This window comes from Sphingomonas melonis, from assembly GCF_013409985.1.
Taxonomy (GTDB): domain Bacteria; phylum Pseudomonadota; class Alphaproteobacteria; order Sphingomonadales; family Sphingomonadaceae; genus Sphingomonas; species Sphingomonas melonis_A.
The window spans coordinates 419550-445232 of record NZ_JACCBY010000002.1; the positions used below are offsets into that span (position 1 = coordinate 419550).

Below are 25683 nucleotides of genomic sequence, written 5' to 3' on the forward strand. Positions count from 1 at the left end.
CTGACCGTCATCCCGCCCAATCCCTGTCGTTGCGGCATGAATCGACTTTGGTCGTAGATGCCGCGGCGACGGTCTGCGGGTACACTCGCCGCAGGATCAGGGGATCAGACCGGTGAAGCCCGGCGTGGACCCTGCGGACGAGGGGATGGATGATGAAGATGGTCACGCGCGATCGGCGGCGGCTCACGGGCATTTCAGGTAGCGCTACCAGCGTGATGGCACTCGCGGCGATGCTGGTGTCGGTTCCGGCCTTCGCCCGGCCGCTGCCACAGCAGGATCAGTCGGCGGTGCCCGACTCGACCCGCTCGGCCGATCCCGCCGCGCCGGATCAGCTCATCCAGCCCACCACGACTACGGACGGCACCGCGGACGCGCCGCAGGCCGAAGCCCCGGCGAGCGACATCGTCGTCACCGGCACGCGCATCACCGCCAACGGCTTCAACGCGCCGACCCCGACCACGGTGATCGGCGAGGACCAGATCCTCAAGAACGCGCAGCCCAATATCTTCAACACCGTCGCGCAATTGCCGTCGTTGCAGGGCTCGACCGGTGCGTCGACGGGCACGTTCAGCACGTCGAGCGGCTCGCAGGGTCTGAGCTCCTTCTCGCTGCGCGGCCTCGGCACGATCCGCACGCTGACGCTGCTCGACGGCCAGCGTGTCGTCGGCGCCAACGTCACCGGCGTGCCCGACATCAGCCAGTTCCCGCAGCTGCTGATCAAGCGCGTCGATATCGTCACCGGCGGCGCCTCCGCATCCTACGGTTCGGACGCGGTCGGCGGCGTCATCAACTTTATCACCGACACGCGCTTCACCGGCTTCAAGGCCAATGCGCAGACCGGCGTCACCACCTATGGCGACGACGGCCAGGTGCTGTTGCAGGCGGCGGTGGGCAAGAGCCTCGCCAACGACCGGCTGCACGTCGTGCTGAGCGGCGAATATGCCAAGGATCAGGGCGTCGGCCCGGGCAATTTCGGCGAGGACCTCGCCGGCAGCCGCGACTGGTATCGCGCGACGACGCTGGTCGACACCGGCCAGCGCAGCAGCGGCACGCCGCAATTCCTCTACCGCGACCACGCCCAGGCGTATCAATACACCAAATACGGCCTGATCAGCGCCGGCCCGCTGCAGGGCACCGCGTTCGACGCGAACGGCCAGCCGTTCGCGTTTAACTACGGCTCGAACGGCGTGCCGGCGCGCAACGCGGCGGGTAACGTCATCGGCTGCTACGTCGGCTTCTGCGTCGGCGGCGATCAGTCGGGCCACGTCGGCTCGGGCACTTCGCTGCAATCGGCGTTGCAGCGGCTCAACGGCTATACCCGCATCGGCTATGACGTCGCGCCCGACATGGAGCTGTACGTCACCGCCAATGTCGCGCAGGTGAAGTCGAACAACCAGCCCAATCCGGGTGCGGCACGGACCGGCCTGACGATCCAGTGCAGCAATCCCTATCTGCCCGCGTCGATAACCGCCGCCTGCGCCGCCAACGGCATCACCAACTTCCAATACGGATTGAGCAGCGCCATCCTGCCCAACATCCGGGTGAATACGGACCGCCGCCAGTATCGCTTCGTCGGCGGGTTGAAGGGCAAGGCCGACGTGCTCGGCACGAGCTGGACCTACGATGCCTATTACGAGCACGGCATCAACATCACCGACATCAACGTCGAGAACATGTCGCTCACCCGCCGCTACGATCAGGCGATCAACGCGACGCGGATCAACGGCGAGATCGTCTGTGCCGATGCCACCGCCCGCGCCAACGGCTGCCAGCCGATCAACATCTTCGGCGGCGCGACGCCATCGGCCGGCGCGCTGTCCTATATCGTGCCGCGCAACGGCCCGTTCCAGCATACCAAGCAGACGCAGGACGCCGCCGCCGCCAGCATCTCGGGCACGCCGATCGATCTATGGGCAGGACCCCTCGCGGTCGCCGCAGGCGTCGAATACCGCCGCGAATTCTATAGCGTGAATGCCGATCCCTATGGTGCCGGCGTCTCCGACATTAGCCCCTATTCGGACGCCTATCCCGCTGATCCGGCGCTGCTGCCCGCGGGCAACAACTGGTATGCCGGCAACTACAAGAACGGTTCGGGCAAATATCACGTGCTCGAAAGCTTCCTCGAGCTCAACCTCCCGTTCCTCGACTCGAAGGCGCTCGGTAAGGCCAACGTCAACGTCGCCGGCCGCGCGACGCGCTATTCGACCTCAGGCGTCGTCTACGCCTGGAAGGTCGGCGGCACCTGGGAAACGCCGCTCGACGGCTTCCGCCTGCGCGCGGTGACCTCGCGCGACGTGCGTGCGCCCAATCTGTCGGAGCTGTTCGCCGCGCCGACGACGACCACCGTGCCGAACTTCACCGATCCGTTCCGCAACACGCAGGTGCTGATCATCCAGAACACGATCGGCAATCCCGCACTGCGTCCGGAGATCGCGCGCAGCACCGAAGCCGGCGTCGTCCTGTCGCGGCCGAGCTGGGCGCCGGGGCTCAGCCTGTCGTTCGACTATTACAAGATCAAACTGGACGACGTCGTGTCCAGCCTGTCGGCGGCGCAGATCGTCAACCTCTGCTTCCAGGGCAACACCGAGACGTGCGGTGCCTTCAACCTGCAGAATGCCGCCGGTCCCAATTTCGTCAACGTCCAGGCCTTCAACCTCGCCTCCATCAAGACCGACGGCTTCGACATCGAGGCGAGCTATTCGTGGCGCAACCCGCTCGGCATCGACGGTAACTTCACGCTGCGCGGCCTCGGCACGCACGTCATCAAGTTCGTCACCGATCCCGGCCTTCCCGGCACGATCCCGGTCGATACCGCTGGCGCCAATTCGGGCGCGACGCCCGACTGGAAGGTGCTGGCCATCCAGAGCTACGACAACGACCAGTTCAGCCTGACGCTGCAGGAGCGCTGGTTCAGCAACGGCGTGATCGGCAACCAATATGTCGTCTGCTCGACCGCCTGCCCGACCTCGACCGCCAACAATCCGACGATCGACTACAACCGGATGAAGGGCGCCTTCTACTTCGACATCGGCGGTTCGCTCAACGTCACCAAACAGGTCAGCATGTTCTTCAAGGTCGACAATCTGTTCGACCATGATCCGGAGCCGTCGCCGCAGACCAATACCGGTCTCGACGTCAATCCGGCGCTCTACGATACGCTGGGCCGCTTCTATCGCCTCGGCGTGCGCGCGCGCTTCTGACCCTACGGGGAGCCTGTGCCGCGGCGCAGGCTCCTCCTCCCCGTCGCTTCGTCCCCCAACTCCCCCGTCATGTCGGACAGCATCCGGCATGACGGGGAAATTTTGCCGCATGCGTCGCCCGCCGCGAGGAACAGGCCGCCCTCCCCGGCCATTGAGGCCGCGTGAGCACCGCCGCATCCCCCGACACCGGCGTGACCGTCTGGCACGACGGCAGCTGCCCGTTGTGCCGGCGCGAGATCGCGCTCATGCGCCGGCTCGACACCCGGGGCGCGATCACCTTCATCGACGCCACCGACACCGACGCCAGCTGCCCGATCGATCGCGGCGCGCTGCTGGACCGCTTCCATGCGCGTGAGAATGGCGAGCTGCTCTCGGGTGCCGCCGCGTTCGCGGCGATGTGGCGCGCGATCCCGCTGCTTCGCCCTATAGGCCTGATCGCCCGCCGGCCGCTGGCGCTGCGCGTGCTCGAACACGCCTATCGCCATTTCCTGCGCGTGCGGCCGCGGCTCCAGCGCCTCCTGCGCTAGGGCGAAGCTATCGCTAATGAAGGGTCGTTTGAGTCCGCCGCGCTCCAATTCAACCCCGTCACCCCGGACTCGTTCCGGGGTCCACTCTGCGGCGAGGGGAAAGGCTTGAGGGGACACCGCTCTCTAGCGGCCCGGTGGACCCCGTAACGAGTCCGGGGTGACGGGTAAGAGGAGGACGCCGATCGAACCTCACCAAGGGGAGGCATATTTGATAGCCCTCCCCTGGTGAGGAGGGATTGGCCTGCATGTCGCCCCCCTAAAACCCGTAGTCGCGACGCGATCACGCGCCCAAGGCATATTGCCGACAGTGATTGAGATAGCCGGCCTCGTGCAGCCCGGCGAGCGCGACGACGCTCTCCCACAGCCAGCCCGGCGCATCGATCGCGCCGCGGCGATCGGCATCGAGCACCTGCGTCCACTCCGCACGCTCATCGCGGCTGAGCTGTCGGGCATGCGCCTTGCCGACGACGAAGGCGAGGTAGCGCGCCGCCTTCACCGCCTGCCCGGCGCTGAATTGCTCGACCTCCAGCTTGAGGTCCTGCGGCGACAGTTCGCGCACGAACAAGGACCGATCGAGCATCCGCGCCGCGACCATGCGGCTGCCGAGATGCGGCGACAGCGCGCGGGCGGCGGTCACCACGCGCACCGCCTGATCGGCGGGCATCGCCGCCTGCTTCGCCATCGGTGCGATCGGTGCCGTCGCTTCCTTGAGATCGATCAGCGCATAGTCGGACCGGCCCTTGGCGTTCTTCAATCCGGCCAGCGCGGCGAAGCGCAGCAGCCCCAGCGAGCTGCACCCCTTCATCCAATAGGCGGCGTCGACCAGTCGCACCGTTCGGTCGCGATCCTTGTCGTCGAGCGCCAGCACCAGCGCCGTCACGTCGGGTTCGGCAAGCACGGCTGCGAGGCCGTTGCGCTCCTCGCTGTCAAGCGGCCAGAACTTGTCGCCCAGCGGGATCATCGGTTCCTCGGTGCGCAGCCGCTCCTTGGCAAGATGCCGCCAGCGGCGGCCCAAGGCGCGGCGTTTGACGCTTCGCACGACGTCGGGCTCCGGCCCGCTGTCGTCTCCACCGGGATCGCGCATCGCGCGCGCATAGCCGGTCACCATCTCCTCGATCATATGTGCGGTGGTCACCCCCGGCAGATCGGACCCGCGCGCCGCGGTCGCCAGCGACAGGCCGAGGCGGATCAGGTCATGCGCGGGATTGCCGATCACCGCCTGATCGAGATCGCGGATCTGGATCGCGATGCGGCCATCCCCGTCGTTGATCGGCCCGAGATTGCCGAGATGGCAATCACCGCAGATCCAGATCGCCGGCCCCTCGGGCACGTATCGGGAGGCGCGCGACTCCGCCAGCCACTCGTAGAATTTGACGGTATTGCCGCGGACATAGGCGTGGGTGGACCGCGCCATCTTCAAACGGCGCTTCGCCTCGAGGATGGCGCCGCGTTCGGCGGGGCGGGGTGTCGGCATCGATGTCCTTCGGCTCAGCAATACTATGTAACGCTCGCTGACCGACATGGGTTACATCGCGCCGGCAAAATCCCGCCGATGGCTCAGGCCGCGGTGCCGCCATGCCCCAGCGGCGAGGCGTCGTACGCCGCAAGCAATGCCGCCACGTCGTCGTAGATCGCGATCGCGCCGGCGCGTTCCAGCACCGCATCGGGGAACCCGCCCGAGCGGACCGCGACCGCCGCCATCCCGCAGGTCGCAGCCGCCTCGATGTCATAGGGCGTGTCGCCGACGACGATCACTTGGTCGGCGTCGATGCCGTCGAGCTTGGCGAGCGCGGTGGCGAAGATGTCGGGCGCCGGCTTGGTCTGCTCGACATCGTCGCCGCTGGTGGTCTCGTCGACCAGCGCGCGGGCATCGAGCAGATCGAGATAATGGTCCAGTTCCTCGCCCGAGGCGGACGACGCGAGCACGACCTGCTGGCCATTGTCGTGGGCGCGGGCGAGCAGATCGTGGGCGCCCGCAAACGGCCTCGCCTGGTCGAGATACTTGCCCTTGAAGGCTGTGCCATGCGCCTCGCCCAGCGCTGCGATGCCCTCGTCGTCGAGGTCGGGCAGCAGCGTCGGCACGAGCTTGTCGGTGCCCTTGCCGATCTGGTCGTGGATCGTCTGCCGGTCGAAACTGGCGCCGATGCCGGTGAACGCTTCCTCCCAGGCGAGGACGTGCAGGTCGTTGCTGTCGACCAACGTCCCGTCGATATCGAAGAGGATGGCCTTGATCTGCTTGGGCATGACGAATTTTCCGATGATGTCAGAGGCGGCGCGGCGCGGTGCGCGCCATCCGGTACGCCGGGCCAACCAGTGGCCGAGCCGTAACGTTCCTTTTCAAACGCTTGTCCCCTTTTGCTGACGTCGCGCGTTGGCCGGCTTCTGAAGAGGAGACGTTCCATGTTTCGCTATGTGATCGCGGCAACCGCCATGACCCTGTTCGGCGGTGGTGCCGTCGCGCAGACCGCCCAGACCGGCTCGCACAATCCCGCCGTCAAGAACGGCGCGCCGCACACGATCGCTGCTCCGGCGAAGGGGGCGAACTCCTTCACCGAGGATCAGGCGCGCGGTCGTCTCGCCAAGGCCGGTTACACCGGCATCACCAAGCTGACCAAGCGCGACGGCCTGTGGCAGGGCAGCGCGATGAAGGGCGGCAAGCGGGCAACGGTGATGCTCGACTACAAGGGCAACGTCACCGCCCGCTGATCGACCGACGCCTTTAGGAGAGATATCATGACCCAGACCATCACCCGCCTGTTCGACGATTATGCCGACGCTACCAATGCGATCCGCGAACTCGAAGCGATCGGCGTGCCCCACGATCATCTCAGCATCGTCGCCAGCAACGCCGACAAGCGCCACGGCGAGCATGTCGATCAGGACCATGACGGCGTCAACGACCATGGCGACGTCAGCCGTGGCGTGTCGACCGGTGCGGTGCTCGGCGGTGCTGGCGGCCTGCTCGCCGGGCTCGGCCTGCTCGCCATTCCGGGTCTCGGCCCGATCGTCGCGGCCGGCTGGCTGGCGGCGACCGCCGCGGGTGCCGGCATCGGTGCGGCAGGTGGCGCGGCGACCGGCAGCATCGTCGGCGCGCTGAAGAATGCCGGCCATGACGAGAATGACGCGCACGTCTACGCCGAGGGCGTCCGCCGCGGCGGCTCGCTGGTCAGCGCCAAGGTGCCCGATGACCTCGTACGCGAGGCGGAGGCGGTGCTCGAGCGCAACCGCTCGGTCGACGCGCAGAGCCGCGGCGCCAGCTATCGCGAGAGCGGCTGGTCGTCGTTCGACGATACCGCGCCGGCCTATACCGCCGAGCAGGTGCATGAGGAGCGCGCGCGCTACACGACCGGCTCGCGCCTCTGACGATCCCGCCGCCCCCGCCGGCCAGCCGCGGGGGCGGCACTTTTTTACATGCAATTTCCGGCCATTCGCCGCTTCTTGGTGGCTTGTTAAGTCCGGCTGTGGTTGATCACCCCGTGTCCGCCTACAATTGTCGGAAGCGGCTGATGGGGTGGTATGCTGAGCCTAGTGTTGTGGACGACGGTTTCGGCCCTTTCCTCTGCGCCCGTGCAGGAGGCCCCGATCGCCCCCGCGGCTCCTGCCTCGCTCCCCACCGATCCCGCAGCGGCACCGCCGATTGCGCCCCCGGTCGCGGCGGCCCCGGCCAATCCGGCGCAACCGCTCGCCCCGTCGCAGACGCCGGTTGAAGCTGCCCACCCACCGCAGGACGTCCGCCGCGGCGACGGGCCGATCACCGACTCCGCCGACATCGTCGTCACCGCGCGCGAGAACGCCGCCAAGATCGATCCACTGCGCGCGCTCAACGAACGCTCGTTCGAGGCGACCGAGGCGGTCGACAAGGCGCTCGTCGCGCCGATCGCCCGCGCCTACAAGAAGACCGCACCCAAGCCGTTCCGCGACGGCGTCCACAACGTGCTGTACAATCTGCGCGAGCCGGTCGTGTTCATCAACTTCCTGCTCCAGCACAAGATCGGCAAGGCGGTGGAGACGGTCGGCCGGTTCGGCATCAACACCACGATCGGGCTGCTCGGCGCCTTCGACATCGCCAAGCGCAAGCCGTTCAAGCTGCCGCGTCGCGGCAATGGCTTCGCCGACACGCTCGGCTTCTACGGCGTGCCGCCGGGGCCGTTCATGTTCCTGCCGCTGGTCGGCCCGACGACGGTGCGCGATCTGATCGGCGGCGGCGTCGACCGTCTCGTCCTGCCGATCGCCGCCGGCCGCCGCGTGACCAAGCCGGCGTTCGTCATTCCCGCCGCGGTGCTCGGCGTGCTCGATCATCGCGCCGAATTCGACGACACGTTGCACACGCTGCACGACGATGCCGCCGATCCCTACGCCAACACCCGCACCTTCTACCTGCAACGCCGCCAGGCCGAGATCGACCACCTGCGCGGCCGCGGCACCGGCAGTTCGAGCCCGATGTCCGAGGCCCCCAAGGCGCCGATCGATGCACGCGGCCGCGAGGTGAAGCCGGAGGTCAAGCCGGCCCCCTGACGTCCTGAGCCACGCTAAAGCGCGACGATGACGACGCCCCGCAGCCGCCCTTCACACGCATCGTGGAGCGCCTGCGGCGCGGCCTCCAGGCCGGTCACCATTGAAGAGGCGTAATGGAGTGCGGCATCGCGCTGCCACCCGATCCACTCGGGAAACGCATCGATGTCGTTATCGGCGCTATAACCGCGAAGCATGATGCCTTTGAGGATGAGCTGAAAAGAGTCGAGCGTGGCCGGTGCGACGATACTGGCACCCTGCCGGTCCAGCTCCGAGGTCAACGCACCCAGCAGCACGAAGCGCGCACCTTGCCGTGCGGCCGTGACGGCCGCAGAAAGTTGCTCGCCCCCGACCATGTCGATGAAGACATCGATGCCGCCCGGTGCGGCGGCGGCCAATTGTTCGGTCAGCGACCCCGCGTCGCGCAAGACCACGGCATCATAGCCGAGTTCGCTGCGCATCCAGCCGGCTTTGTCGCGACTGCCCGTGCTGCCGATCACCCGTCCGGCGCCGAGCCTGCGGGCGATTTGACCGGCCATCGAACCGATCGCACCCGCGCCACTCGATATGAAGACCGTGTCCCCTTCGCGCAGCGAGATGGCCCGGGTGAGCGCTGCATAGGCGGTCCAGCCATGGCCTAGATAGGCAGCCGGTTCGATCGGTCCGCGCCCGAGCGGGACGCATTGCTGGATCGGCACAGCGGCAAGGTCACGCCAGCCAAACGGGTGAGAGACGAAGTCGCCGATCGAAAAGGTGCTGTCGGGCGGACAGGAGAGCACCTCGCCAATCGCACCGTCAGCCAATGCATCGCCCGGCTTGAGCGCAGGGAACGGTATGCCCTCCACCGCTTGCGCATCGCGCCGCGCCATCAATCGAGTGGAGATCGAAACGCGGAACCAGCGATTACGGACAACCAGATCATTCGGCCCAGGTGCAGGCAACGGCGTGTCGACGATCGCGAGATCCGCCGGCTGGATCATGGCATCGGGATATCGTGCCAGTTGGATTCGACGGGAAATGGACAAGTTGTTCGTCATTGAAGCCTCCGCTGGGCGCGCATGTGACGGCCGTGCACCGCAGCCGTGATTAGATACTGACTGGCGGTCAGTCAATATTGAGTGTCTTTCCTCCTATTGGGATTGAGGGCACGGACGGCGTCAGCCACCACGGAACGAGCCATGCCAGCCAAAGCCAGAACCAAGCCCGCCGAAGAGCGCCGGGATGATCTGCTGAATGCCGCAGAGCATCTGTTCGTCAGGCAAGGCGTGGCAGCCACCACAATCGAACAGATCACCTCTGGCGCGGGCGTGGCGAAAGGCAGCTTCTACCTGCACTTCACCTCGAAGGAGGATGTCATCGCCGCCCTGCGCTTGCGGTTCGCCGTTCGCATCGGGAGCGAGATCAGCGTCGCAGGCGATCGCGTCGCGGCCGACGACTGGCGTGGGCGTTTGGCTGCATGGGCCACCGCCTGCGCGGACGCTTATGCCCTTTTGGCACCGCTACATGCGGTCCTATTCAGCGAAGTTCCGCCCCGCAACAGCGACGGACTTGCTGACAACCCGTTGATCGACGATTTGACGCAATTGCTCGCCGCAGGCAGCGCAGCGGAGGCATGGTCGGTCGACGATCCGCTATTCACCGCGATCTTCTTGTTCAACGCGCTTCATGGCGTGATCCTCGACGCGGCAAGATACGGCGGCCGTGACGAACTCAACCGCCGCATCGTCGATCATAGCGCCAGGCTGGTCGGGCCGCCGGTGAGCGCGTCTTCGCGCGCCTAGCCGCGCTTGATGCGGGGCAGCTGCCACCAGGGGGTCTGCGGGCTCAGGTGATGTTCGTGGTGATAGGTGCCGAAGTGGAAGCAGGTCGCCAGCGACGCGAGCGGCGACAGCGTGTTGCTGCGGGCATTGTGCGCATCAGCGAACGGCGTCTCGCCGTGACGGTGCGGCAGGTAGGTGCCGAACAGGAACAATTGCGCCAACGCGAGCAGCGCCGGCACCGCCCAGAACACCACGATGTTGAGCAATGAGGCGCCGAGCAGCATGTACAGGATCGCCGCCGCGGTGATCCGCAGGATCTGGCCGTGCGTGTAATAGCCGCGGAAGAAGTGGACGAACCACGGCAGCGCGCTGCGCGGCGCGTCGGCATGGAAATCGGGATCGTGCTCGGTTCCGGGGGCGGCGTGATGCGCATGGTGCAGCGGATAGAGCGCGCGATACGACAGGCCGGCATAGGCGCCCAGGCACAGCGTCCCGACCACGGCATTGCGCGCGCGATGCCCGGGGGCGAACGAGCCGTGCATGCAATCGTGCGCGATGATGAACAGCCCGGTGCTCAGCCACGCCTGCACGACGATCAGCAGCAGCGCGAGCGGCAGCGTCGCCGCCTGCCAGTCCCAGAAGAAGATGCCGCCGATATGGATGGCGAGCCACGCGCCGCCAATGGCCAGCGCCAGCACCAGGCTACGGCGCGCCGTGGCCGGGCCGCCGCTCATCGCCCGGCGCGATCGGCGAGCTTGCGCTTCAGCTTGGCCGGATCGGGCGCGAACAGGAAGCCGAAGCTGACGCCGCCCTCCTTGCCCTTTACCGCATGGTGCAGCCGGTGCGCCTGCAACAGCCGCTTGGAATAGCCGCGCCGCGGCACCCAGCGCATGCCGAAGCGCTGGTGCACCATCATGTCGTGCACGAAGGCATAGATGCCGCCGTACAGCGTGATGCCGAGCGCCGCCCACCACAGCGGCTCCCAGCGGAGGCCCACGACGAACAGCGTCACGACGATGACGGCGAAGCTGATCGCATAGAGGTCGTTCTTCTCGAACGCGCCGTCATGCGGCTCGTGGTGCGAGCGGTGCCAGCCCCAGCCCCAGCCGTGCATGACATATTTGTGCGTCGCCCAGGCGAAGCATTCCATGAACAGGATCATGCCGACGACCAGGGCCAGCTTCTCATACCAGGCCATCGCCAACTCCCTGCCGCGGCCGAGCCATGACTCGGGGGCGGCCTCGTCGTTATCTATGCCATAACCGCAGGCAAACAAGGCCGTAGCGGCCGATGTCTCCGCCCGCCGTCACCGCGAGGACATCGAGAAGGGCCGCGCCGCACGACCGCTGCCCCAGCGTTTGTCCGGCACCGCGGCCATCGTGAAGCGCAGTTCGCCACCGGCGCGCAGCTCGGCGTCGCGCAGATAGCTGCGGGTCAGCGGCACGCCATTCAGCGTCACCGCCGCTATGTAGCGGTTCGTCGGCGACAGTCCGTCCGCGACGACGACGAAGCGCTTGCCGTCGGGCAGGTTGAGCACCGCGCGATCCACGAATGGCCGCCCGATGACATATTCGTTCGATCCGGGCGCGACCGGATAGAAGCCGAGCGCGGTGAAGACGAGCCACGCCGACATCTGACCGAGATCGTCGTTGCCGGCGAGCCCGTCCGGCGTCGGCTTGTATTGCGAGGCGACGATCTGCGCGAGCCGCTCCTGCGTCCGCCACGGCGCGCCGGCATAATCGTAGAGATAGGCGACATGGTGGCTCGGCTCGTTGCCGTGGATATATTGGCCGATCAGCCCGGCGATATCCTCGGCATGGCTGTAGTCGAGCTTCGACGTGTCATAGTCGAACATCGCGTCGAGCTTGGCGATCGCCTTCGCGTCGCCGCCCAGCAGGCGGAACAGGCCGGCCTGATCCTGCGGCATGAACCAGCTATATTGCCACGCATTGCCCTCGGTATAATCCGACCCGTAGTTGATCGCGGTGGGGTCGAACGGGGTGCGGAACGCGCCGCTCGATAGCCGGGCGCGCAGCCAGCCGCTCTTGCCGTCGAAGCTGTTGCGCCAATTGCCGGCGCGCGTCTCGAACCGGTCGGCGATCGCGTCGCGCCCCATCGCTCGCGCCATCCGCGCGATGGTCCAGTCGTCATAGGCATATTCGACCGTCTTTGATGCCGCCTCCGGCTCCTTGTCGATCGGCACGTAGCCGCGCGCCATATAGTCGCCGAGCCCGCCGTACGGCGCATAGCTGGCGCTCGCGACCATCGCATCGAGCGCGGCAGCGGCGTCGAAGCCGCGGATGCCCTTCATATAGGCGTCGGCGATCACCGGGGCGGCGTGATAGCCGATCATCGTCCAGGTCTCGCGCCCGGCGAACTGCCACACCGGCAGGATGCCGTCGGGACTATGCTGGCGGCTGGCGACGAGCGAGCGCACCACGTCGACCGTGGTCTGTGCCGGCTGGACCAGCGTCAGCAGCGGATGCTCGGCGCGGAACGTGTCCCAGAGCGAAAAGGTCGAGCGGAAGGTGAAGCCGTCGGCGCGATGCACCTGGTCGTCCGGTCCGCGATAGCGGCCGTCGGCGTCGCTCCACACGCTCGGCGCGAGCAGGGCGTGGTAGAGCGCGGTATAGACCGTGCGGCGCATGGGTGCCGGCGCGGCGATCTCGACCGCGCCGAGCGCTTTCGTCCAGGCGGCGGCGGTCCGCGCGCGGATCGCGTCGAAGCCACCCGCCTCGGCATCCAGATTGGCGATTGCGCCGGCTTCGTCAACGCCCGACAGCGCGACCTTTACCTCGAGCGGCGCGGCAAGCGGGCCGAAGTCGAGCCGCGCCTCCAGCGCGCGGCCGAGCTTCTCGGCCAGCGCCTCGCTGCCCCGGCCCGGTCCCTGAAAGCCCTTGTAGGTCACCGCGGTATCGCGATCGACGAAGCCGTGGCCGGTCAGCGGCGCGGAGAAGCGCATCGCGAAGAACAGCTTGCGACCCGGCGCCCAGCCGCGCGTCTCGCGAAAGCCGGTCAGCGTGCCGTCGGCGCGCAGATGCAGCCCCGACCACAGCACCTTGCCGGGATAATTGTAGAGCGACGAACGCAGGTCGATGACCAGATGCGCCGGGACGCCCGCGGGGAAGGTGTAGCGATGCACGCCCGTGCGCGTTCCCGCGGTCAGCTCGGCACGGATGCTGCCATCGGCCAGCGTCACCGCATAATAGCCCGGCCGTGCGGTCTCGGCCGCATGGTCGAACCGCGAGCGGTAGCCCGATCCCGGGCGGGCGGGATCGCCGGGATCGAGCCGCGCCGTGCCCGCCTGCGGCGCGACGAGGATGTCGCCGAGGTCGGAATGGCCGGCACCCGAGAAATGGGTGTGGCTGAACCCCTGGATTGTCGGATCTTCGTAGCGGTAGCCGGCGGCATGGCCGTAGCAGGCGCGGATTTCGCAGCCGGTATCGGTGTCCGGCGACAGCTGCACCATCCCGAACGGCGCGGTCGCTCCCGGAAAGGTATGCCCCTCGCCCGCCGTTCCGATCATCGGGTCGACCGCCTCGATCGGCGCGCCCCCGGCTTGCGCGAAGGCGGGCGTGGTGGCGAGCAGGGGGAGGAGGAAAGCGTAACGCATGCAGCGAGTTAAGCAGGTGTCGCCGGGCGGCGAAAGCCCTGCCCGGCGGCTACGCCGAGGTCGTCAGCGCAGGGCGGTCGGGGGGCCGATAGCCAGCCCCCGTCCCGATTAGGCCTGCTGCGGGATGATGCTGATCATCTCGTCTTCGCCCGGCTCCTTCGCGGGCTTGAGCTTGAGTGCCTGATCGGGTGCGACGTGGCGGCTGCGCGTCATCGGCTCCAGCGTCACCGTCTCGCCGGTTTCGAGCGAGCGTTCCACCGCCGCCAGCACGCGCATGTCGAGCAGCCCTTCCTCGCCGTCGGCTTCGGGATGCGCATCGTTGAGGATGCAGCCGGAGAAATATTGCGTCTCGTTGCCGAACTGTTCGACCGGGTCGAACTTATGCTCCTTGCTGCCCTCGCTGGTCTTTTCGACATAGCGGATGCCGATCTTCGGACCGAACATGAAGCTCGGCGAGGCATGGATGCTCGCCTTGGTGCCGATCAGCTCGAAGAATTCGGACGGCGCGGTGGCATAGCTTACCGTGAACTGCGCGACGCGCTCGCCGGGGAAGCGCAGCGTCACCGCGACCGTGTCGTGGAAGTTGAAGCCGCGGTCCGGCGTCTTGGTGCCGACGGCGTGCACGGCGATCGGCTCCAGCCCGAACAGGTTGCGCACCGCGTTGAGCGGATAGGTGCCCATATCCGGCACCGGCCCGCCCCAATAGCCGTTGTGCCCGCGCGAATTGGCCTCGGCGACGTTCTGCGCGAAGGTCGATACGAAGCTGCGCAGCTCGCCGAATTCGTTGTTGCGCGCGCGGGTGATCATCTCGACCGTGCCGGGCTCGTGGTGCAGGCGATAGGCAATCATCAGCTTGGCGCCGCGGGTCTTCTGCGCCGCGAGGATCTGTTCGGCCTCGGCGACGCTCGACGCCATCGGCTTCTCGAGCAGGACGTGGATGCCCGCCTCCAGCGCGGGCACCGCATATTGCATGTGGAGGAAGTTGGGCGTCGCGATATAGACCGCATCGATCTCGCCCGACGCCAGCAGCTCGGCATATTGATCGTAGCCCCACGCCTTGATGCCATAGAGTTTGGCGAGCTTGTCGGCCTTGACGGGATCACCGGTGACCAATGCGGCCAGTTCCGAGTTGTTGGTGCGCGCGACGCCGGGCATGAACGCCTGCTGCGAGATCTGCCCGCCTGCGACGACGGCGTAGCGCACCTTCTTGGTGTGTCCGAACATGGTTTCGGCCTTTCATTCGGTGATGGTGGATGCCGGACGAACGAAGCGTCCATGCAATTGTTGCACCGCACCCACCCTCACCGGCCTACCTGCACCGGCCGTCCGCGATCACCATGCGCGCCGCCGAGCCAGAGACTTGGCCGGCGGCGGCACGTCGCATCATGTCTCTTAGCCGACCGGCGCGGTCACTTCGTCTCGGCCGCGACCGCCATCGCCGCGCGCGCCGCGAGGATGTAGGCAGAGGTGGTGCTGACGGTATATTCGTTCTCGAACCACAGGAACGGCCAGTCGACCTTCGCCTCCGGGTAATCGGGTTTGACGATCAGCACCCCCGGCACCATCCCGCCGGGGATGAAGCTATAATCGGCGCGGTTGTGGCCATAGCCGATCAGCTTCGACGCGGTGCCGACGGTCGAGACCAGCGACAGGTTGTTCGCCGGATGCCGCCCGAGCACGTAATCGATCGCGTTGAGCGTGTAGGCGGTGCCGACGATCTCCGGGAATGCCTTGTGCAGCAGGTACATGGTCGTGCCGAAGCTCACCACCTGGTTGGATCCCGCCCACGATCCGTCGGCGATCGGCACGCCGAACGGATTGTTGGTCATGCCGCCGTCCGCCTTGGCCTTCATGTCCTGCACCAACGGCACCAGGCTGGCGCGATAATCGGCGCCCATGAAGGGGATCGCCCGCACCGCCGCGCCGGCCAGCCATGGGAAGTTCTGACGGATCACCGGCTGCAACTGGCGGAGCCGGTCCACGTACACCCGCTCGCCGCGGCTGGTCAGCAGCAGCTCGACGGTGGCGACGACGTTCGCCGCCTCGGCGGAGCGCGGCGAAGAGGAATCGTCGCGCCCGTCGCCGGCCTTGACCACCACATTCTGCTGCTTGCTCCACAACGCCTTAGCCGCGGCCAGCGCCTCTGCCGCCATCTTGGGGTCGCTGGCGGCGAGCGCGCGGCTGGCGCCGGCGAGCGCACCGGCGACCGCGAGATTGTTGGCCGGCAGATCGGTGGTGAATGCCCAGCGATCGTCGGGGGTGCCCGACGCGCCACCCTTGACCTCCTCCGACCCGAGCTTGGCGTCGTAGAGGCGGTTGTCGGTCTGCGATCCCGCGTCGCCGAGATGCGCATATTGGCGTAGCGCGGGATCGACGATGCCGACGATGGCGTGGCCGAACACCTTATACTGCGCGAGCAGCTGCAACGTGCCATGGCGGATCTGCTGGATCGCATCCTCGACCCCGTCGGGCTTGCGGATCTCGACCTTGCGCGCGGCTTCGTCGATGCTGGTCTCGTCCCAGTCGAGCCCGAACAATTCGCGCGCCCAGACCAGGTCGCGGGTCACCGCCGCGTTTTCCGGCGTCTGGATGTCATAGTCGCCCGCATCCTGCCAGCCACCCACCGCCAGGCCGGGGATATGCTGCCCCGCCTTGAACGGCGAATCGAGGTTCGGCCCCATCTTGTAGCCGTCGAAATGGGTGATGTTCGGCGGCGCCTGCCGCGCGTCATCGAGGTGCGAAGGCGCCGACCACACACGATATTGTTCGCGGATGCCGACATGATCCATCTGCTCGGCGATGAAGGTGTCGAGCGAGGTCTGCCAGATCCGCTGATAGGCGTCGGCGGCGATACGGAACGGGTTGGTCGTCTGCCCCGCATAGCTGATCGCGTACAGGCCGGGCTCGCGGACCGACGAAAAGTCGAAGGCGGCATAGTCGTAGCGCGTCCAGCGGCCACGCGGCTGCAGCTTGGCGCGCAACGCCGACTGTTTGCCGCCATCCGCGGTCAGCCGTACCAGTTCGGCCTCAGCCGGTGCCTTGAAATTGGGGTCGAGCTCGATCATCGCGACCTTCGCCCGGCCGGGCGTGTAGCCGGCTTGGTTGAACGAGACGACCGGCTGACGCGTCCAATTCTTCACCACGTTCGGCCGGACGTGCCAGACGATCGCATTTTCCTTAGCACCGGTGGCGATCAGCGACCGGACGACGAACCAGCCGTTCTGCGCGCGCGCCCGTGCATCGTAGAGATCGATCGATCCGGTGTCGGAGGTGATGCTGACCCGGGTCAGCGGGTCCTCGGGCGACAGGGTGATCGATTTGGTAGCGCTCCCGAGCGGCAGCGGATCGCCCGATCCGTCCTTAGCCATGGGGCCGGTGGGATGGCGCGGGAACAGCCCGGGCGCCGCATCGACCAGATAGGTCTTGCCGAAATAGGCGGTCGGCAGGAAGTCGAGGTTGAAGCCCGCCTTGCCCGCGAGGCTTGCCGGCAGCGGCTGGTCGAGATCGACCGCGATGCGGAAACCGCCCGGCTCGGCGGTGACCTTGACGCTGTAGGACAGGTTCTGCTGCTTGTAGGCGGAACGTACCACCAGCTGGTTGGGCTCGCTGCCGCGGGTGCGGCCGACGAACGCGGGGACCGGCGCCCATTGTTCGGGCGTGCGGTCGAGCCGCACCGCGCCGTCGGTGGCGATACGCTCGCCGTGCAGCACCATCTGGATGCCTGCATTCTTCTCGTCGAAGAAGATCGGGCTGAAATGGTTCTGGTCGACGATGACGCTGAGCCCCTGCGTCTCCAGCGTCTCGGCCGGGGTGACGGTAAGCGACTGCGCATGCACCGCGCCGGCGATGACGCCGATACTCACCGAGCCGAGCAAGGCGCCCCAAATCATTCGTGCCACAAGCATCTCTCCAGTCGTCGAGCCGGTCTTGCGCCGGCGGATCGTTATGTCGGAAGTTCCGGGTCGCGGTCGCCGATCAGGCGCCGGACGTGTCCAGGTACAGCATCGCTATCGCCGCGCGGACCAAGCCATCGCACCCTCCCCATGTCGTTGTTTTCACACAGCTTATCGATAGCGCTAACATCCGGCAATCCGTCGCCCGGAAATATTACGACACGGGACTTGCTCTAGATCATACGCGGGCGGACGGCGCCCGGAGGTACGAGCGCTGCCGTCAATATGCCCCGCCCAGCGCGCGGATCGTGTCGGTGGCCGTCTGCAATTGACGGCTGCGCACGTCGAGCAAGGCGCGTTGCGCGTCGAGTGCGGCGGTCTGCGCGGTGACGACGTCGAGATAGTCGGCGGCGCCGTCGCGATAGCGGGTCAGCGCGAGGTCGCGGGTGCGTGCGGCGGCGTCGGCGGCGATATGCTGGTCCTGCTCCTGCGCGGCGAGCAGGCGCTGCGCGGACAGGTCATCCTCGACCTCGCGGAATGCATCGAGCACGGTCTGACGATAGGTGGCGACCGTCTCGCCATAGTCGGCGCGGGCGATGCGAACGCCCGCGCGCCGTCGGCCACCATCGAAGATCGCCAGCGCCGCAGACACCGGTCCCAGAGCCCAGAAGCTGTTGGACGCGCTGAACAGCGCCCCGCTCGCCGCCTGGAACCCTCCCGAAGCGCCCAGCGTCAGCGACGGGAACAGCGCTGCGCGGGCGACGCCGATCCGCGCATTGGCGGCGGCGACGCGGCGTTCGGCGGCGGCGATGTCGGGGCGCCGTTCGAGCAGGGTCGAGGGCAGCCCCGCCGGGATCTGCGGCGGCGCGAGCTGACGGTCGGCGACCGCGATCGTCACCTCGGCCGGTGGCCGCCCGATCAATACGGCGATGGCATGTTCGTCGCGCTGGCGGGCGATCGCGACCGACGACAATTCGGCACGCGCACTCGCCAGCTGATTCTGCGCGCGGCTGACGTCGATGCCCGAGGCGATGCCACCGCGATGCCGCGTATCGGTGAGGCGGAAGGCGCGCTCGAATGCCGCGACGGTCTCGCGGAGCAGGACGATGCGCGCGTCGAGCCCGCGCATGTCGAAATAGGCGGTGGCGAGTTGCGCCTGCAACCCCAGCCGCAGCCCGGCGACATCCGCCTCGCTCGCTGCCGCCGACGCGCTGCTGGCCCGCACCGCATTGCGGACGCGGCCGAACAGATCGACCTCGTAATCGAGCGACGGCCCGACGGTCGCCACCGAATAGGTCGCGGCGCTGTTGGTGGGCGAAAGGGGCCGCCCGGCCGACACACGCTGACGCCCCGCCGACGCGCCCAGCCCCACCTCCGGATACAGATCGGACCGCGCCTGCCGGACCAGCCCGCGCGCCTGTTCGTAGCGCGCCACGGCGGCGGCGAGGTCGAAATTGCCGCTCGCCACCTGCTCCTCCAGGCCGTTGAGCGTCGCGTCGCCGAACGTTTCCCACCATCTGCCCGCAGGCGGCACCGCAGTGCCGGCGACCTGCCAGCCTGCCGCCTCCTTGAACGCAGCCGGGGTCACGGCACTCGGGCGCTGGTATGCGGGTGCAGTCGAACAGGCCGTCATCGCCAGCGCCGCGACGGTGGCGAGCAGGCTCCTAGTGTTTGGCATCGGCCGGCGCCTTGGCTGTGCCCGTCACCCGCACCGCGTCGCCGTCGGCAAGCGAATCGGGCGGGTTGTCGATCACCCGATCGGCGCGGGCGAGCCCGGCGCTCACCTCGACCGTGGCGCCGCGATCCTGACCGATCGTGATCGTGCGCAGATGCGCCCTGCCATCGTTGCCGACGACCGCGACCTGCGTGCCCTTTCGGCCGATGATCAGCGCGCTCGCCGGCAGCGTCAGCGCGTTGGTGCCGCTCGCCAGCGGGAAGCTCGCCTGCGCATAGGCGCCGGGCTTGAGCGCGCGGTCCGGATTGGCGGCCTGAAGTTCGACCAGCACCGTGCCCGAGGCGGGATCGACGGCATCGGCGGTCCGCGTCAGCGCCGCGTCGAAGGTCCGACCGGGATATTCGGGCAACGCGAGCGTGACGTGCTCGCCGCGATGGACCTGCGCCGAATAGCTCTGCGGCACGCGCACATAGGCGCGGATGCGGCTGACATCGGCGACGGTGAACAGCGGCGTCGATCCCGCCGTTCCCGCCGTGACCAGCGCACCGACGTCGGTGGCGCGGCTCGTCACCACGCCGGCAAAGGGCGCGACCAGCCGCGTGAACCCCTGGGTGAAGCGCAACCGCGACACGTCGGCGCGCGCCGCCTCGGCGAGTGCGGTCTTGGCAGCGAGATCGCCGATCTTCTCGTCGGTCTCCTGCTTGGACACCGCATCCTCGGCGAGCATCGTCCGCCAGCGCGTCGCGGTCGAGGCGGCGAGCTGGCGATTGGCCTGCGCGGTCTGAAGGTTGGCGCGCGCGGCGGCGAGCTGCTGGTCGACCTCAGGCGCGTCGAGCACCGCGAGTACCTGTCCCGCCCGCACGGTGTCGCCGATATCGACGTACCAGCGCCGCACATAGCCGCTGGTCCGCGCGAAGATCGGCGCGCTGTTGAGCGCCTGCAACGCCGCCGGCAGGGTCAGCGCGCCCTGCGCCGCCGCGACGGACGGGTGGAGCACCGTCACTGCAGGCGTCGATTGCGCCGCGGTCCAGGTCGCGAGCCGATGCTCGTCGCGCGAGCGCATCGCGATTCCGGCACCCGCGACGCCGACCGCCAGCAGCGCGCCGGCGATCACGACCGTGCGCAGCGACCTGCCGTCGGCCGGAGCGGCCTCCTGCTCAGCCATGAACTTCCTCCAAACGCAGCGCCTCGGCGGGCGCGGCCGCGGCGCGGCGGCGATGCACGAGGCTGAAGATGACGGGTACGAACAACAAGGTGGCGAAGGTCGCGACGAGCAGCCCGCCGATCACGGCGCGACCGAGCGGCGCATTCTGCTCGCCGCCCTCGCCCAGCCCCAGCGCCATCGGCAGCATGCCGATGATCATCGCCAGTGCGGTCATCAGCACCGGGCGGAAGCGGGTCATCCCCGCCTCCAGCGCCGCGCGCGTCGCATCGCCCAGCTCAGCAAGCCGTTCGCGTGCGAAGCTGACGACGAGGATCGCATTGGCGGTGGCGACACCCATGCACATGATCGCCCCGGTCAGCGCCGGCACCGACAGTGTGGTGCCGGTCGCGAACAGCATCCAGACGATGCCGGCGAGCGCGCCGGGCAGCGCGGTGATGATGACGAACGGGTCGAGCCAGCTCTGGAAATTGACGACGATCAGCAGGTAGATCAGCAGCACCGCGCCGATCAGGCCGAAGCCGAGGCCGGAGAAGGCGCTGTTCATCGTCGCATATTGGCCGCGCAACGTCACCGTCGCGCCCTTCGGTGCCTGATCCTTGAGCGTGGCGAGCACGCGCTGGATGTCACCCGCGACCGCGCCGAGATCGCGGCCGTTCGGCGTCGCGAAGATGTCGACGACCGGCGCGATATTGTAGTGCGAGACCACCGCCGCGGCGGTGCTGCGCCGGATCGTGCTCAGCCCGCCGAGCACCTGCGCGCTGCCGGCAGCGCCCGAAACCGGGATGTTAGACAGATCGTCGATCGAGCCGACGCGATATTCGGGCGCCTGCGCCACCACCGGATAGGACACGCCATTGTCCGGGTTGAGGAAGAACACCGGCGCGGTCTGCGAGGTGCCGGCGAGCGAATTGGCCACGCTGGTGGTGACGTCGCGCTCGGTCAGGCCATATTGGCCGATCCGGCTGCGGTCGACCGCGACGTCGAGCTGCGGATAGCGCGCCGATTGCTGGATGCGCGCGTCGGCGACGCCCGGGATCGCCTGGATGCGCCGCAGGATCAGCCGGCCATAAGCGGCATTGGCGTCGGCATCCTTGCCGGCCACCTGGATATCGATCGGCGCGGGCGCGCCGAAGTTCAGGATCTGGCTGGTGATGTGGGCGGGCAGGAACGAGAAGGTGGCGCCGGGGAAGTCACGCGGCAGTTGCTCGCGCAGCGTGCGGACATAATCGGCCGTCGGCGCATGGTCCTTGGCGAGCTGGATCAAGATGTCGCCGTCCTGCGGCCCGACCGTACCCGAATTGTTGTAGGTCGTGTTGATCGAGCTGACCGGCAGGCCGATGTTGTCGACCACCGAGACGAGTTCGTTCGCCGGGATGATCTGGCGGATGCGGCGCGCGATCCGGTCGAACTGCGCGGACGTATCCTCGATCCGGCTGCCGACGGGCGCGCGGACGTGGAGCGCCATCTGGCCGGCGTCGACCGCGGGGAAGAAATTCTGGCCGAGGAACGGCACCAGCAGGAACGACAGCACCGTCACCGCGAGGAAGCCGAGCACGAATGGCCGCGGCGTCGCGAGCGCGCGTTCGAGCAGCGCACCATAGCGGGACCGGATCGCCTCGAACCGGTCCTCGAAGCCGCGCTGGAAGCGGACCAGCGGATTGCGCGACTGCGGCGTGCCCGCGCTGTGCTGGTCATGGTCATCGCCGCTGCCGTGCGGGCGCAGCAGGTACATCGCCATCGTCGGCACCAGCGTACGCGACAGGATGAAGCTGGCGATCATCGCGAACACCACGGCGAGCGCCAGCGGCACGAACAGGAAGCCCGCCACCCCCGGCAGAAAGAACATCGGCACGAAGACGATGCAGATGCACAGCAACGAGACGAACGCCGGGGTGACGATCTGCGCCGCGCCGTCGAGGATCGCAGTCCGCACCGGCTTGCCCTGTTCGAGGTGCCAGTTGATGTTCTCGATCGTCACCGTCGCATCGTCGACGAGGATGCCGACCGCGAGGCTGAGCCCGCCAAGCGTCATCGTGTTGAGCGTGTTGCCGGTGATCGCGAGGCAGATGATCGCGGCGAGGATCGCCAGCGGGATCGAGATCGCGATGATGACGGTGGAGCGCCACGAGCCGAGGAACAGCAGGATCATCAGGCTGGTCAGCGCCGCTGCGATCGCGCCTTCCTTGACGACGCCCTCCACCGCCGCCTTCACGAACAGCGACTGGTCGCCGATCGGCACGACCTTGAGGCCCGGCGGCAGCGTCTCCTCGATCTTGGGCAGTGCGTCCTTGATCCCCTGCACGATCGCCAGCGTCGAGGTCGCACCGTTCTTCAGCACGGTCATGATCACCGAGCGTGCGCCATCGACATGGACGACGTTGGTCTGCGGCGCCGATCCGTCGCGGACGTGCGCCACGTCGCGCATGTAGATGGTCGCGCCGTTGACCACCTTGACCGGCAGGTTGTTGAGTTCCTCGACGCTGCCCGGCGCGTTGTTGAGCCGCACCGCATATTGGAAGCCGCCGATCTTGGCGAAGCCCGCCGGATTGATCTGGTTCTGCGCGGCGATGGCATTGCCGACGTCCTGCGCCGACAGCCCCTTGGACTGCAGCGCCTGCGGGTCGAGGTCGATCTGGATCTGCCGCTGCCGCCCGCCGGAGGGATAGGGGATCGCCGCCCCCGGCACCGTCACCAGACCGGGGCGGATCTGGTTGGTGGCGAGATCGTACATCTGCCCCTCCGACATCCCCTTGCCCGACAAGGCGAGCTGGACGATCGGCACGGTCGAGGCGTTGTAGTTGAGGATCAGCGGCGGCGTGATGCCGGGCGGCAATTGCTTGAGCACCGTCTGCGACACCGACGTCACCTGCGCGGTGGCGGTGCGGATGTCGGCGCCGGGCTGGAAATAGATCTTCACCACACCGATGCCGGGCAGCGACTGGCTTTCGATATGGTCGATGCCGTTGACGGTGGTGGTCAGCACGCGCTCGAACGGCGTGATGATCCGGCCGGACATTTCGTCGGGCGACAGGCCGCTGTACTGCCAGGCGGTGGCGATCACCGGCACGCGGATGTCAGGGAAGATGTCGACCGGCGTGCGCAGCGCGGCGAGCACGCCGATGATGCCGATCAGGATCGCCATTACGACGAACGTCAGCGGCCGGGCCAGTGCGGTACGGACGAGGCCGATCATGGTCGCACCTGCCCCGGCGCGACCGGCTTACTCAACGCGGCATGGGACACGACATGCTCCAATCGGCTTCGACACGCAGCGGAACCGTTGCTGCGGCGCAACAACTGCCCGGCGGACCAAGAGCTTGTCCAATATCGGTTTACGCCGGATCGAGACGTAGTAGATATCGATCATGGAATTGCGTCACCTCCGCTACTTCATCCAGGTCGCCTCGGACCTGCATTTCGCGCGTGCAGCGACGCGGCTCGGCATCTCGCAGCCGCCGCTCAGCCAGCAGATCCGCCAGCTGGAGGATGAGATCGGCGTGCGGCTGTTCGAGCGGACCAGCCGGCGCGTGGCGCTGACCCCGGCGGGCACGCTGTTCCTCGACGCCGCGCGCGAGACGATCCGCCAGGCCGACCGTGCAGTGGAGATCGCGCGCCGTGCCGCCCGCGGCGAGCTCGGCGCGCTGACGGTCGGCTTCAATCCATCGGCACCGTTCATCCCGCAGGTCGCGTTGGCGATCAACGCCTACCGCCGCACCTATCCCGACGTACAACTGTCGCTGACCGAAATGGCCGCCCCCGATCAGATCCTCGCGGTGGAGAGCCGCGCGCTCGACATCGGTTTCGTCCGCCATTTCGGCCCGCCGGCGCTGCCCGAGGCGATCGCGTCGACGCGGCTGCTCAGCGAGGGACTGTTCGTGGCGATGCGCGCCGATCATCCGCTCGCCACGCGCACCGCGCTGCGCCTCGCTGATATCGCCGGCGAGCCGATGGTCGTCTACGGTCGCGACCGCAGCGGCTGCTTCAGCGAGCGCCTCTTCGCGATGATCCGCGAAGGCGGCCAGGAGCCGGTGATCGCGCAGCGCGTCGGCGAAGCCTCGACCTTGCTCGGGCTGGTCGCCGCCGGGGTCGGCGTGACGATCGTCGCCGCATCACTCTGCGCGCTCCAGTCGACCGGCCTCACCTACCTGCCGCTGCTCGATGCCCAGGCGCGCACCGACATGTGGCTGATCCACCACCGCCACGCCGCGACCCTGCCCTGCCGCCACTTCATCGCGATCGTCGAGGAGGCGCTCGCCGCCGATCACGTCCAGGCGGCGTGACCCGCCGCGCGGCATGCGCGTAGCTCGGCGGCGAGCGTCGCCACCAGATCCGCGGCCGGCATGCTCCGCGCGAGCGGCGCCCCCTGCCCCGCCCAGTGCGCGCCGAAGCCATGGTCGCCCCGCGCCTTCGCCGCGGCGTGGAGCGCCTTGCCCGCGTCATAGGCGATCGGATAGTCGGGCGGCCGCTGCACCGGGGTCAGCGCGGTGAAGCGATTGGCCAGCGCCCGCGCCGGCCGGCCCGAGATCTGCGCAGTCATCCGCGTATGATAGGCCCCCGGTCCCGCCAGCGCGGCGCGATAGGCCGCATCCGCCGCCGATTCGGGGCAGCCGATGAACGCGGTGCCGAGCTGCGCCGCCGCTGCGCCCAGATCGAGCGCTGCGGCGATCCCCGCACCATCCATGATCCCGCCCGCCGCGATCACCGGCAGGCGCATCTCGCGCACCAGCAGCCGCGTCAACGCCAGCATGCCCAGCGCATCATCGGCTGCATCCGGATCGAAGATGCCGCGATGGCCGCCCGCTTCGATCCCTTGCGCGACGATGCCGTCGATCCCCGCCGCCGCGATCGCGCGCGCCTCCGCCACGCTGGTCGCGGTCGCCAGCAGCACGATTCCGCGGTCACGCAGGGCGGCCACCACGTCTGCAGGCGGGAGGCCGAAGTGGAAGCTGACCACCGGCGGCGCCACCGCCAGCAGCATCGCGAGCATTTCGGGATCGTCGGCAAAACTGCGGTAGATGGTATGCAGCGTCGCCGGCGGGGCCGCATCGAACTCGGCGAACAAGGGCGCAAGGACTGCCAGCCATGCCGCCTCCCGCGCCGGGTCGGGCTGCGGCGATCGATGGACGAACAGATTGACGTTGAACGCGCGATCGGTGCCCGCGCGCACCGCCTCGATCATCGCCCGCGCGCCGGCCGCATCCGTGGCACCGACGCCGATCGATCCCATAGCACCGGCGTTGCACACCGCGGCGGCCAGTGCCGGCGTCGACACCCCCGCCATCGGCGCCTGGATCAACGGCACCGATAAATCGAATTGATCGAACACCGCCATGCCTCC

19 protein-coding genes are annotated in these 25683 nt (G+C 67.9%); 7 read left to right on the forward strand and 12 right to left on the reverse strand.

Annotated elements, in window-relative coordinates; genetic code table 11:
- Window positions 1-152 precede the first annotated feature (152 nt).
- Both HD841_RS08580 and HD841_RS08585 read left to right on the forward strand, forming a co-directional pair.
- Complete coding sequence (locus HD841_RS08580; protein ID WP_373562968.1) at window positions 153-3200, forward strand: TonB-dependent receptor plug domain-containing protein; 3048 nt, start codon at window positions 153-155, stop codon at window positions 3198-3200.
- A gap of 161 nt (window positions 3201-3361) precedes the next feature.
- Window positions 3362-3727, forward strand: a complete 366-nt coding sequence (locus HD841_RS08585; RefSeq protein WP_179508455.1) for a thiol-disulfide oxidoreductase DCC family protein — start codon at window positions 3362-3364, stop codon at window positions 3725-3727.
- Between the two features lie 280 nt (window positions 3728-4007).
- Here HD841_RS08585 and HD841_RS08590 read toward each other — a convergent pair whose 3' ends face one another.
- Together HD841_RS08590 and HD841_RS08595 are read right to left on the reverse strand one after the other, a co-directional pair.
- The gene (locus HD841_RS08590) at window positions 4008-5201 is read right to left on the reverse strand and encodes a DUF2252 family protein (RefSeq protein ID WP_179508456.1); all 1194 of its coding nucleotides are present in this window, start codon (window positions 5199-5201) and stop codon (window positions 4008-4010) included.
- 83 nt (window positions 5202-5284) lie between these two features.
- The gene (locus HD841_RS08595) at window positions 5285-5971 is read right to left on the reverse strand and encodes an HAD family hydrolase (RefSeq protein ID WP_179508457.1); all 687 of its coding nucleotides are present in this window, start codon (window positions 5969-5971) and stop codon (window positions 5285-5287) included.
- Window positions 5972-6127: 156 nt separating this feature from the next.
- On the opposite strand from HD841_RS08595, the gene HD841_RS08600 reads away from it, so the two are divergent.
- The 3 genes from HD841_RS08600 to HD841_RS08610 all read left to right on the forward strand — a co-directional run bounded on the left by HD841_RS08600 (window position 6128) and on the right by HD841_RS08610 (window position 8242).
- Window positions 6128-6433, forward strand: coding sequence for a hypothetical protein (locus tag HD841_RS08600; RefSeq protein WP_179508458.1), 306 nt, complete (start codon window positions 6128-6130; stop codon window positions 6431-6433).
- A 27-nt stretch (window positions 6434-6460) separates the two neighbouring features.
- Window positions 6461-7090: a hypothetical protein gene (locus tag HD841_RS08605; RefSeq protein ID WP_179508459.1), complete on the forward strand. Its 630-nt coding sequence runs from the start codon at window positions 6461-6463 to the stop codon at window positions 7088-7090.
- 153 nt (window positions 7091-7243) lie between these two features.
- Window positions 7244-8242, forward strand: coding sequence for an MlaA family lipoprotein (locus HD841_RS08610; RefSeq protein WP_179508460.1), 999 nt, complete (start codon window positions 7244-7246; stop codon window positions 8240-8242).
- Between the two features lie 14 nt (window positions 8243-8256).
- Here HD841_RS08610 and HD841_RS08615 read toward each other — a convergent pair whose 3' ends face one another.
- Window positions 8257-9276 carry an MDR family NADP-dependent oxidoreductase gene (locus HD841_RS08615; protein WP_179508461.1) on the reverse strand — a complete coding sequence of 340 codons (1020 nt, stop codon included), beginning with the start codon at window positions 9274-9276 and terminating at the stop codon, window positions 8257-8259.
- A gap of 141 nt (window positions 9277-9417) precedes the next feature.
- Between HD841_RS08615 and HD841_RS08620 the strand changes: the two genes are divergently transcribed.
- A complete protein-coding gene (locus HD841_RS08620) occupies window positions 9418-10020 on the forward strand; it encodes a TetR/AcrR family transcriptional regulator (RefSeq protein ID WP_218845470.1) in 603 nt (200 codons plus the stop codon).
- On the opposite strand, the gene HD841_RS08625 is transcribed toward HD841_RS08620, so the two are convergent.
- The 8 genes from HD841_RS08625 to HD841_RS08660 form a co-directional block, all read right to left on the reverse strand.
- Window positions 10017-10733, reverse strand: coding sequence for a fatty acid desaturase (locus HD841_RS08625; RefSeq protein WP_179508462.1), 717 nt, complete (start codon window positions 10731-10733; stop codon window positions 10017-10019). The two genes, HD841_RS08620 and HD841_RS08625, sit on opposite strands and share 4 nt — an antisense overlap.
- Window positions 10730-11197: a sterol desaturase family protein gene (locus HD841_RS08630; protein WP_179508463.1), complete on the reverse strand. Its 468-nt coding sequence runs from the start codon at window positions 11195-11197 to the stop codon at window positions 10730-10732. Before HD841_RS08630 ends, HD841_RS08625 begins: the two co-directional genes overlap by 4 nt.
- A 108-nt stretch (window positions 11198-11305) precedes the next feature.
- Complete coding sequence (locus tag HD841_RS08635) at window positions 11306-13612, reverse strand: GH92 family glycosyl hydrolase (RefSeq protein ID WP_179508464.1); 2307 nt, start codon at window positions 13610-13612, stop codon at window positions 11306-11308.
- A 108-nt stretch (window positions 13613-13720) separates the two neighbouring features.
- Window positions 13721-14836: a Gfo/Idh/MocA family protein gene (locus HD841_RS08640; protein WP_179508465.1), complete on the reverse strand. Its 1116-nt coding sequence runs from the start codon at window positions 14834-14836 to the stop codon at window positions 13721-13723.
- Window positions 14837-15021: 185 nt separating this feature from the next.
- On the reverse strand, window positions 15022-17502 hold the full coding sequence (locus HD841_RS08645; protein WP_179508838.1) for a glycoside hydrolase family 9 protein: 2481 nt from the start codon (window positions 17500-17502) through the stop codon (window positions 15022-15024).
- Between the two features lie 283 nt (window positions 17503-17785).
- Window positions 17786-19183 carry an efflux transporter outer membrane subunit gene (locus tag HD841_RS08650; protein ID WP_179508466.1) on the reverse strand — a complete coding sequence of 466 codons (1398 nt, stop codon included), beginning with the start codon at window positions 19181-19183 and terminating at the stop codon, window positions 17786-17788.
- Window positions 19170-20345 (reverse strand): efflux RND transporter periplasmic adaptor subunit, encoded by a 1176-nt coding sequence (locus tag HD841_RS08655; protein WP_179508467.1) that lies wholly within the window; start codon window positions 20343-20345, stop codon window positions 19170-19172. Before HD841_RS08655 ends, HD841_RS08650 begins: the two co-directional genes overlap by 14 nt.
- Window positions 20338-23538: an efflux RND transporter permease subunit gene (locus tag HD841_RS08660; RefSeq protein WP_179508468.1), complete on the reverse strand. Its 3201-nt coding sequence runs from the start codon at window positions 23536-23538 to the stop codon at window positions 20338-20340. Before HD841_RS08660 ends, HD841_RS08655 begins: the two co-directional genes overlap by 8 nt.
- A gap of 172 nt (window positions 23539-23710) precedes the next feature.
- On the opposite strand from HD841_RS08660, the gene HD841_RS08665 reads away from it, so the two are divergent.
- A complete protein-coding gene (locus HD841_RS08665; RefSeq protein ID WP_179508469.1) occupies window positions 23711-24625 on the forward strand; it encodes a LysR substrate-binding domain-containing protein in 915 nt (304 codons plus the stop codon).
- On the opposite strand, the gene HD841_RS08670 is transcribed toward HD841_RS08665, so the two are convergent.
- The gene (locus HD841_RS08670) at window positions 24607-25677 is read right to left on the reverse strand and encodes an NAD(P)H-dependent flavin oxidoreductase (RefSeq protein ID WP_179508470.1); all 1071 of its coding nucleotides are present in this window, start codon (window positions 25675-25677) and stop codon (window positions 24607-24609) included. The two genes, HD841_RS08665 and HD841_RS08670, sit on opposite strands and share 19 nt — an antisense overlap.
- Between the last annotated feature and the right edge of the window lie 6 nt (window positions 25678-25683).

Excerpts from the sequence above, each read along its gene's own strand:
- HD841_RS08670 (WP_179508470.1), bottom strand. The coding sequence starts at position 25,677 with ATGGCGGTGTTCGATCAATTCGATTTATCGGTGCCGTTGATCCAGGCG.
- HD841_RS08645 (WP_179508838.1), bottom strand. The coding sequence starts at position 17,502 with ATGATTTGGGGCGCCTTGCTCGGCTCGGTGAGTATCGGCGTCATCGCC.
- HD841_RS08635 (WP_179508464.1), bottom strand. The coding sequence starts at position 13,612 with ATGCGTTACGCTTTCCTCCTCCCCCTGCTCGCCACCACGCCCGCCTTC.
- HD841_RS08665 (WP_179508469.1), top strand. The coding sequence starts at position 23,711 with ATGGAATTGCGTCACCTCCGCTACTTCATCCAGGTCGCCTCGGACCTG.
- HD841_RS08640 (WP_179508465.1), bottom strand. The coding sequence starts at position 14,836 with ATGTTCGGACACACCAAGAAGGTGCGCTACGCCGTCGTCGCAGGCGGG.
- HD841_RS08625 (WP_179508462.1), bottom strand. The coding sequence starts at position 10,733 with ATGAGCGGCGGCCCGGCCACGGCGCGCCGTAGCCTGGTGCTGGCGCTG.
- HD841_RS08615 (WP_179508461.1), bottom strand. The coding sequence starts at position 9,276 with ATGACGAACAACTTGTCCATTTCCCGTCGAATCCAACTGGCACGATAT.
- HD841_RS08580 (WP_373562968.1), top strand. The coding sequence starts at position 153 with ATGAAGATGGTCACGCGCGATCGGCGGCGGCTCACGGGCATTTCAGGT.
- HD841_RS08650 (WP_179508466.1), bottom strand. The coding sequence starts at position 19,183 with ATGCCAAACACTAGGAGCCTGCTCGCCACCGTCGCGGCGCTGGCGATG.
- HD841_RS08610 (WP_179508460.1), top strand. The coding sequence starts at position 7,244 with ATGCTGAGCCTAGTGTTGTGGACGACGGTTTCGGCCCTTTCCTCTGCG.
- HD841_RS08595 (WP_179508457.1), bottom strand. The coding sequence starts at position 5,971 with ATGCCCAAGCAGATCAAGGCCATCCTCTTCGATATCGACGGGACGTTG.
- HD841_RS08590 (WP_179508456.1), bottom strand. The coding sequence starts at position 5,201 with ATGCCGACACCCCGCCCCGCCGAACGCGGCGCCATCCTCGAGGCGAAG.
- HD841_RS08630 (WP_179508463.1), bottom strand. The coding sequence starts at position 11,197 with ATGGCCTGGTATGAGAAGCTGGCCCTGGTCGTCGGCATGATCCTGTTC.
- HD841_RS08655 (WP_179508467.1), bottom strand. The coding sequence starts at position 20,345 with ATGGCTGAGCAGGAGGCCGCTCCGGCCGACGGCAGGTCGCTGCGCACG.
- HD841_RS08600 (WP_179508458.1), top strand. The coding sequence starts at position 6,128 with ATGTTTCGCTATGTGATCGCGGCAACCGCCATGACCCTGTTCGGCGGT.
- HD841_RS08620 (WP_218845470.1), top strand. The coding sequence starts at position 9,418 with ATGCCAGCCAAAGCCAGAACCAAGCCCGCCGAAGAGCGCCGGGATGAT.
- HD841_RS08605 (WP_179508459.1), top strand. The coding sequence starts at position 6,461 with ATGACCCAGACCATCACCCGCCTGTTCGACGATTATGCCGACGCTACC.
- HD841_RS08660 (WP_179508468.1), bottom strand. The coding sequence starts at position 23,538 with ATGATCGGCCTCGTCCGTACCGCACTGGCCCGGCCGCTGACGTTCGTC.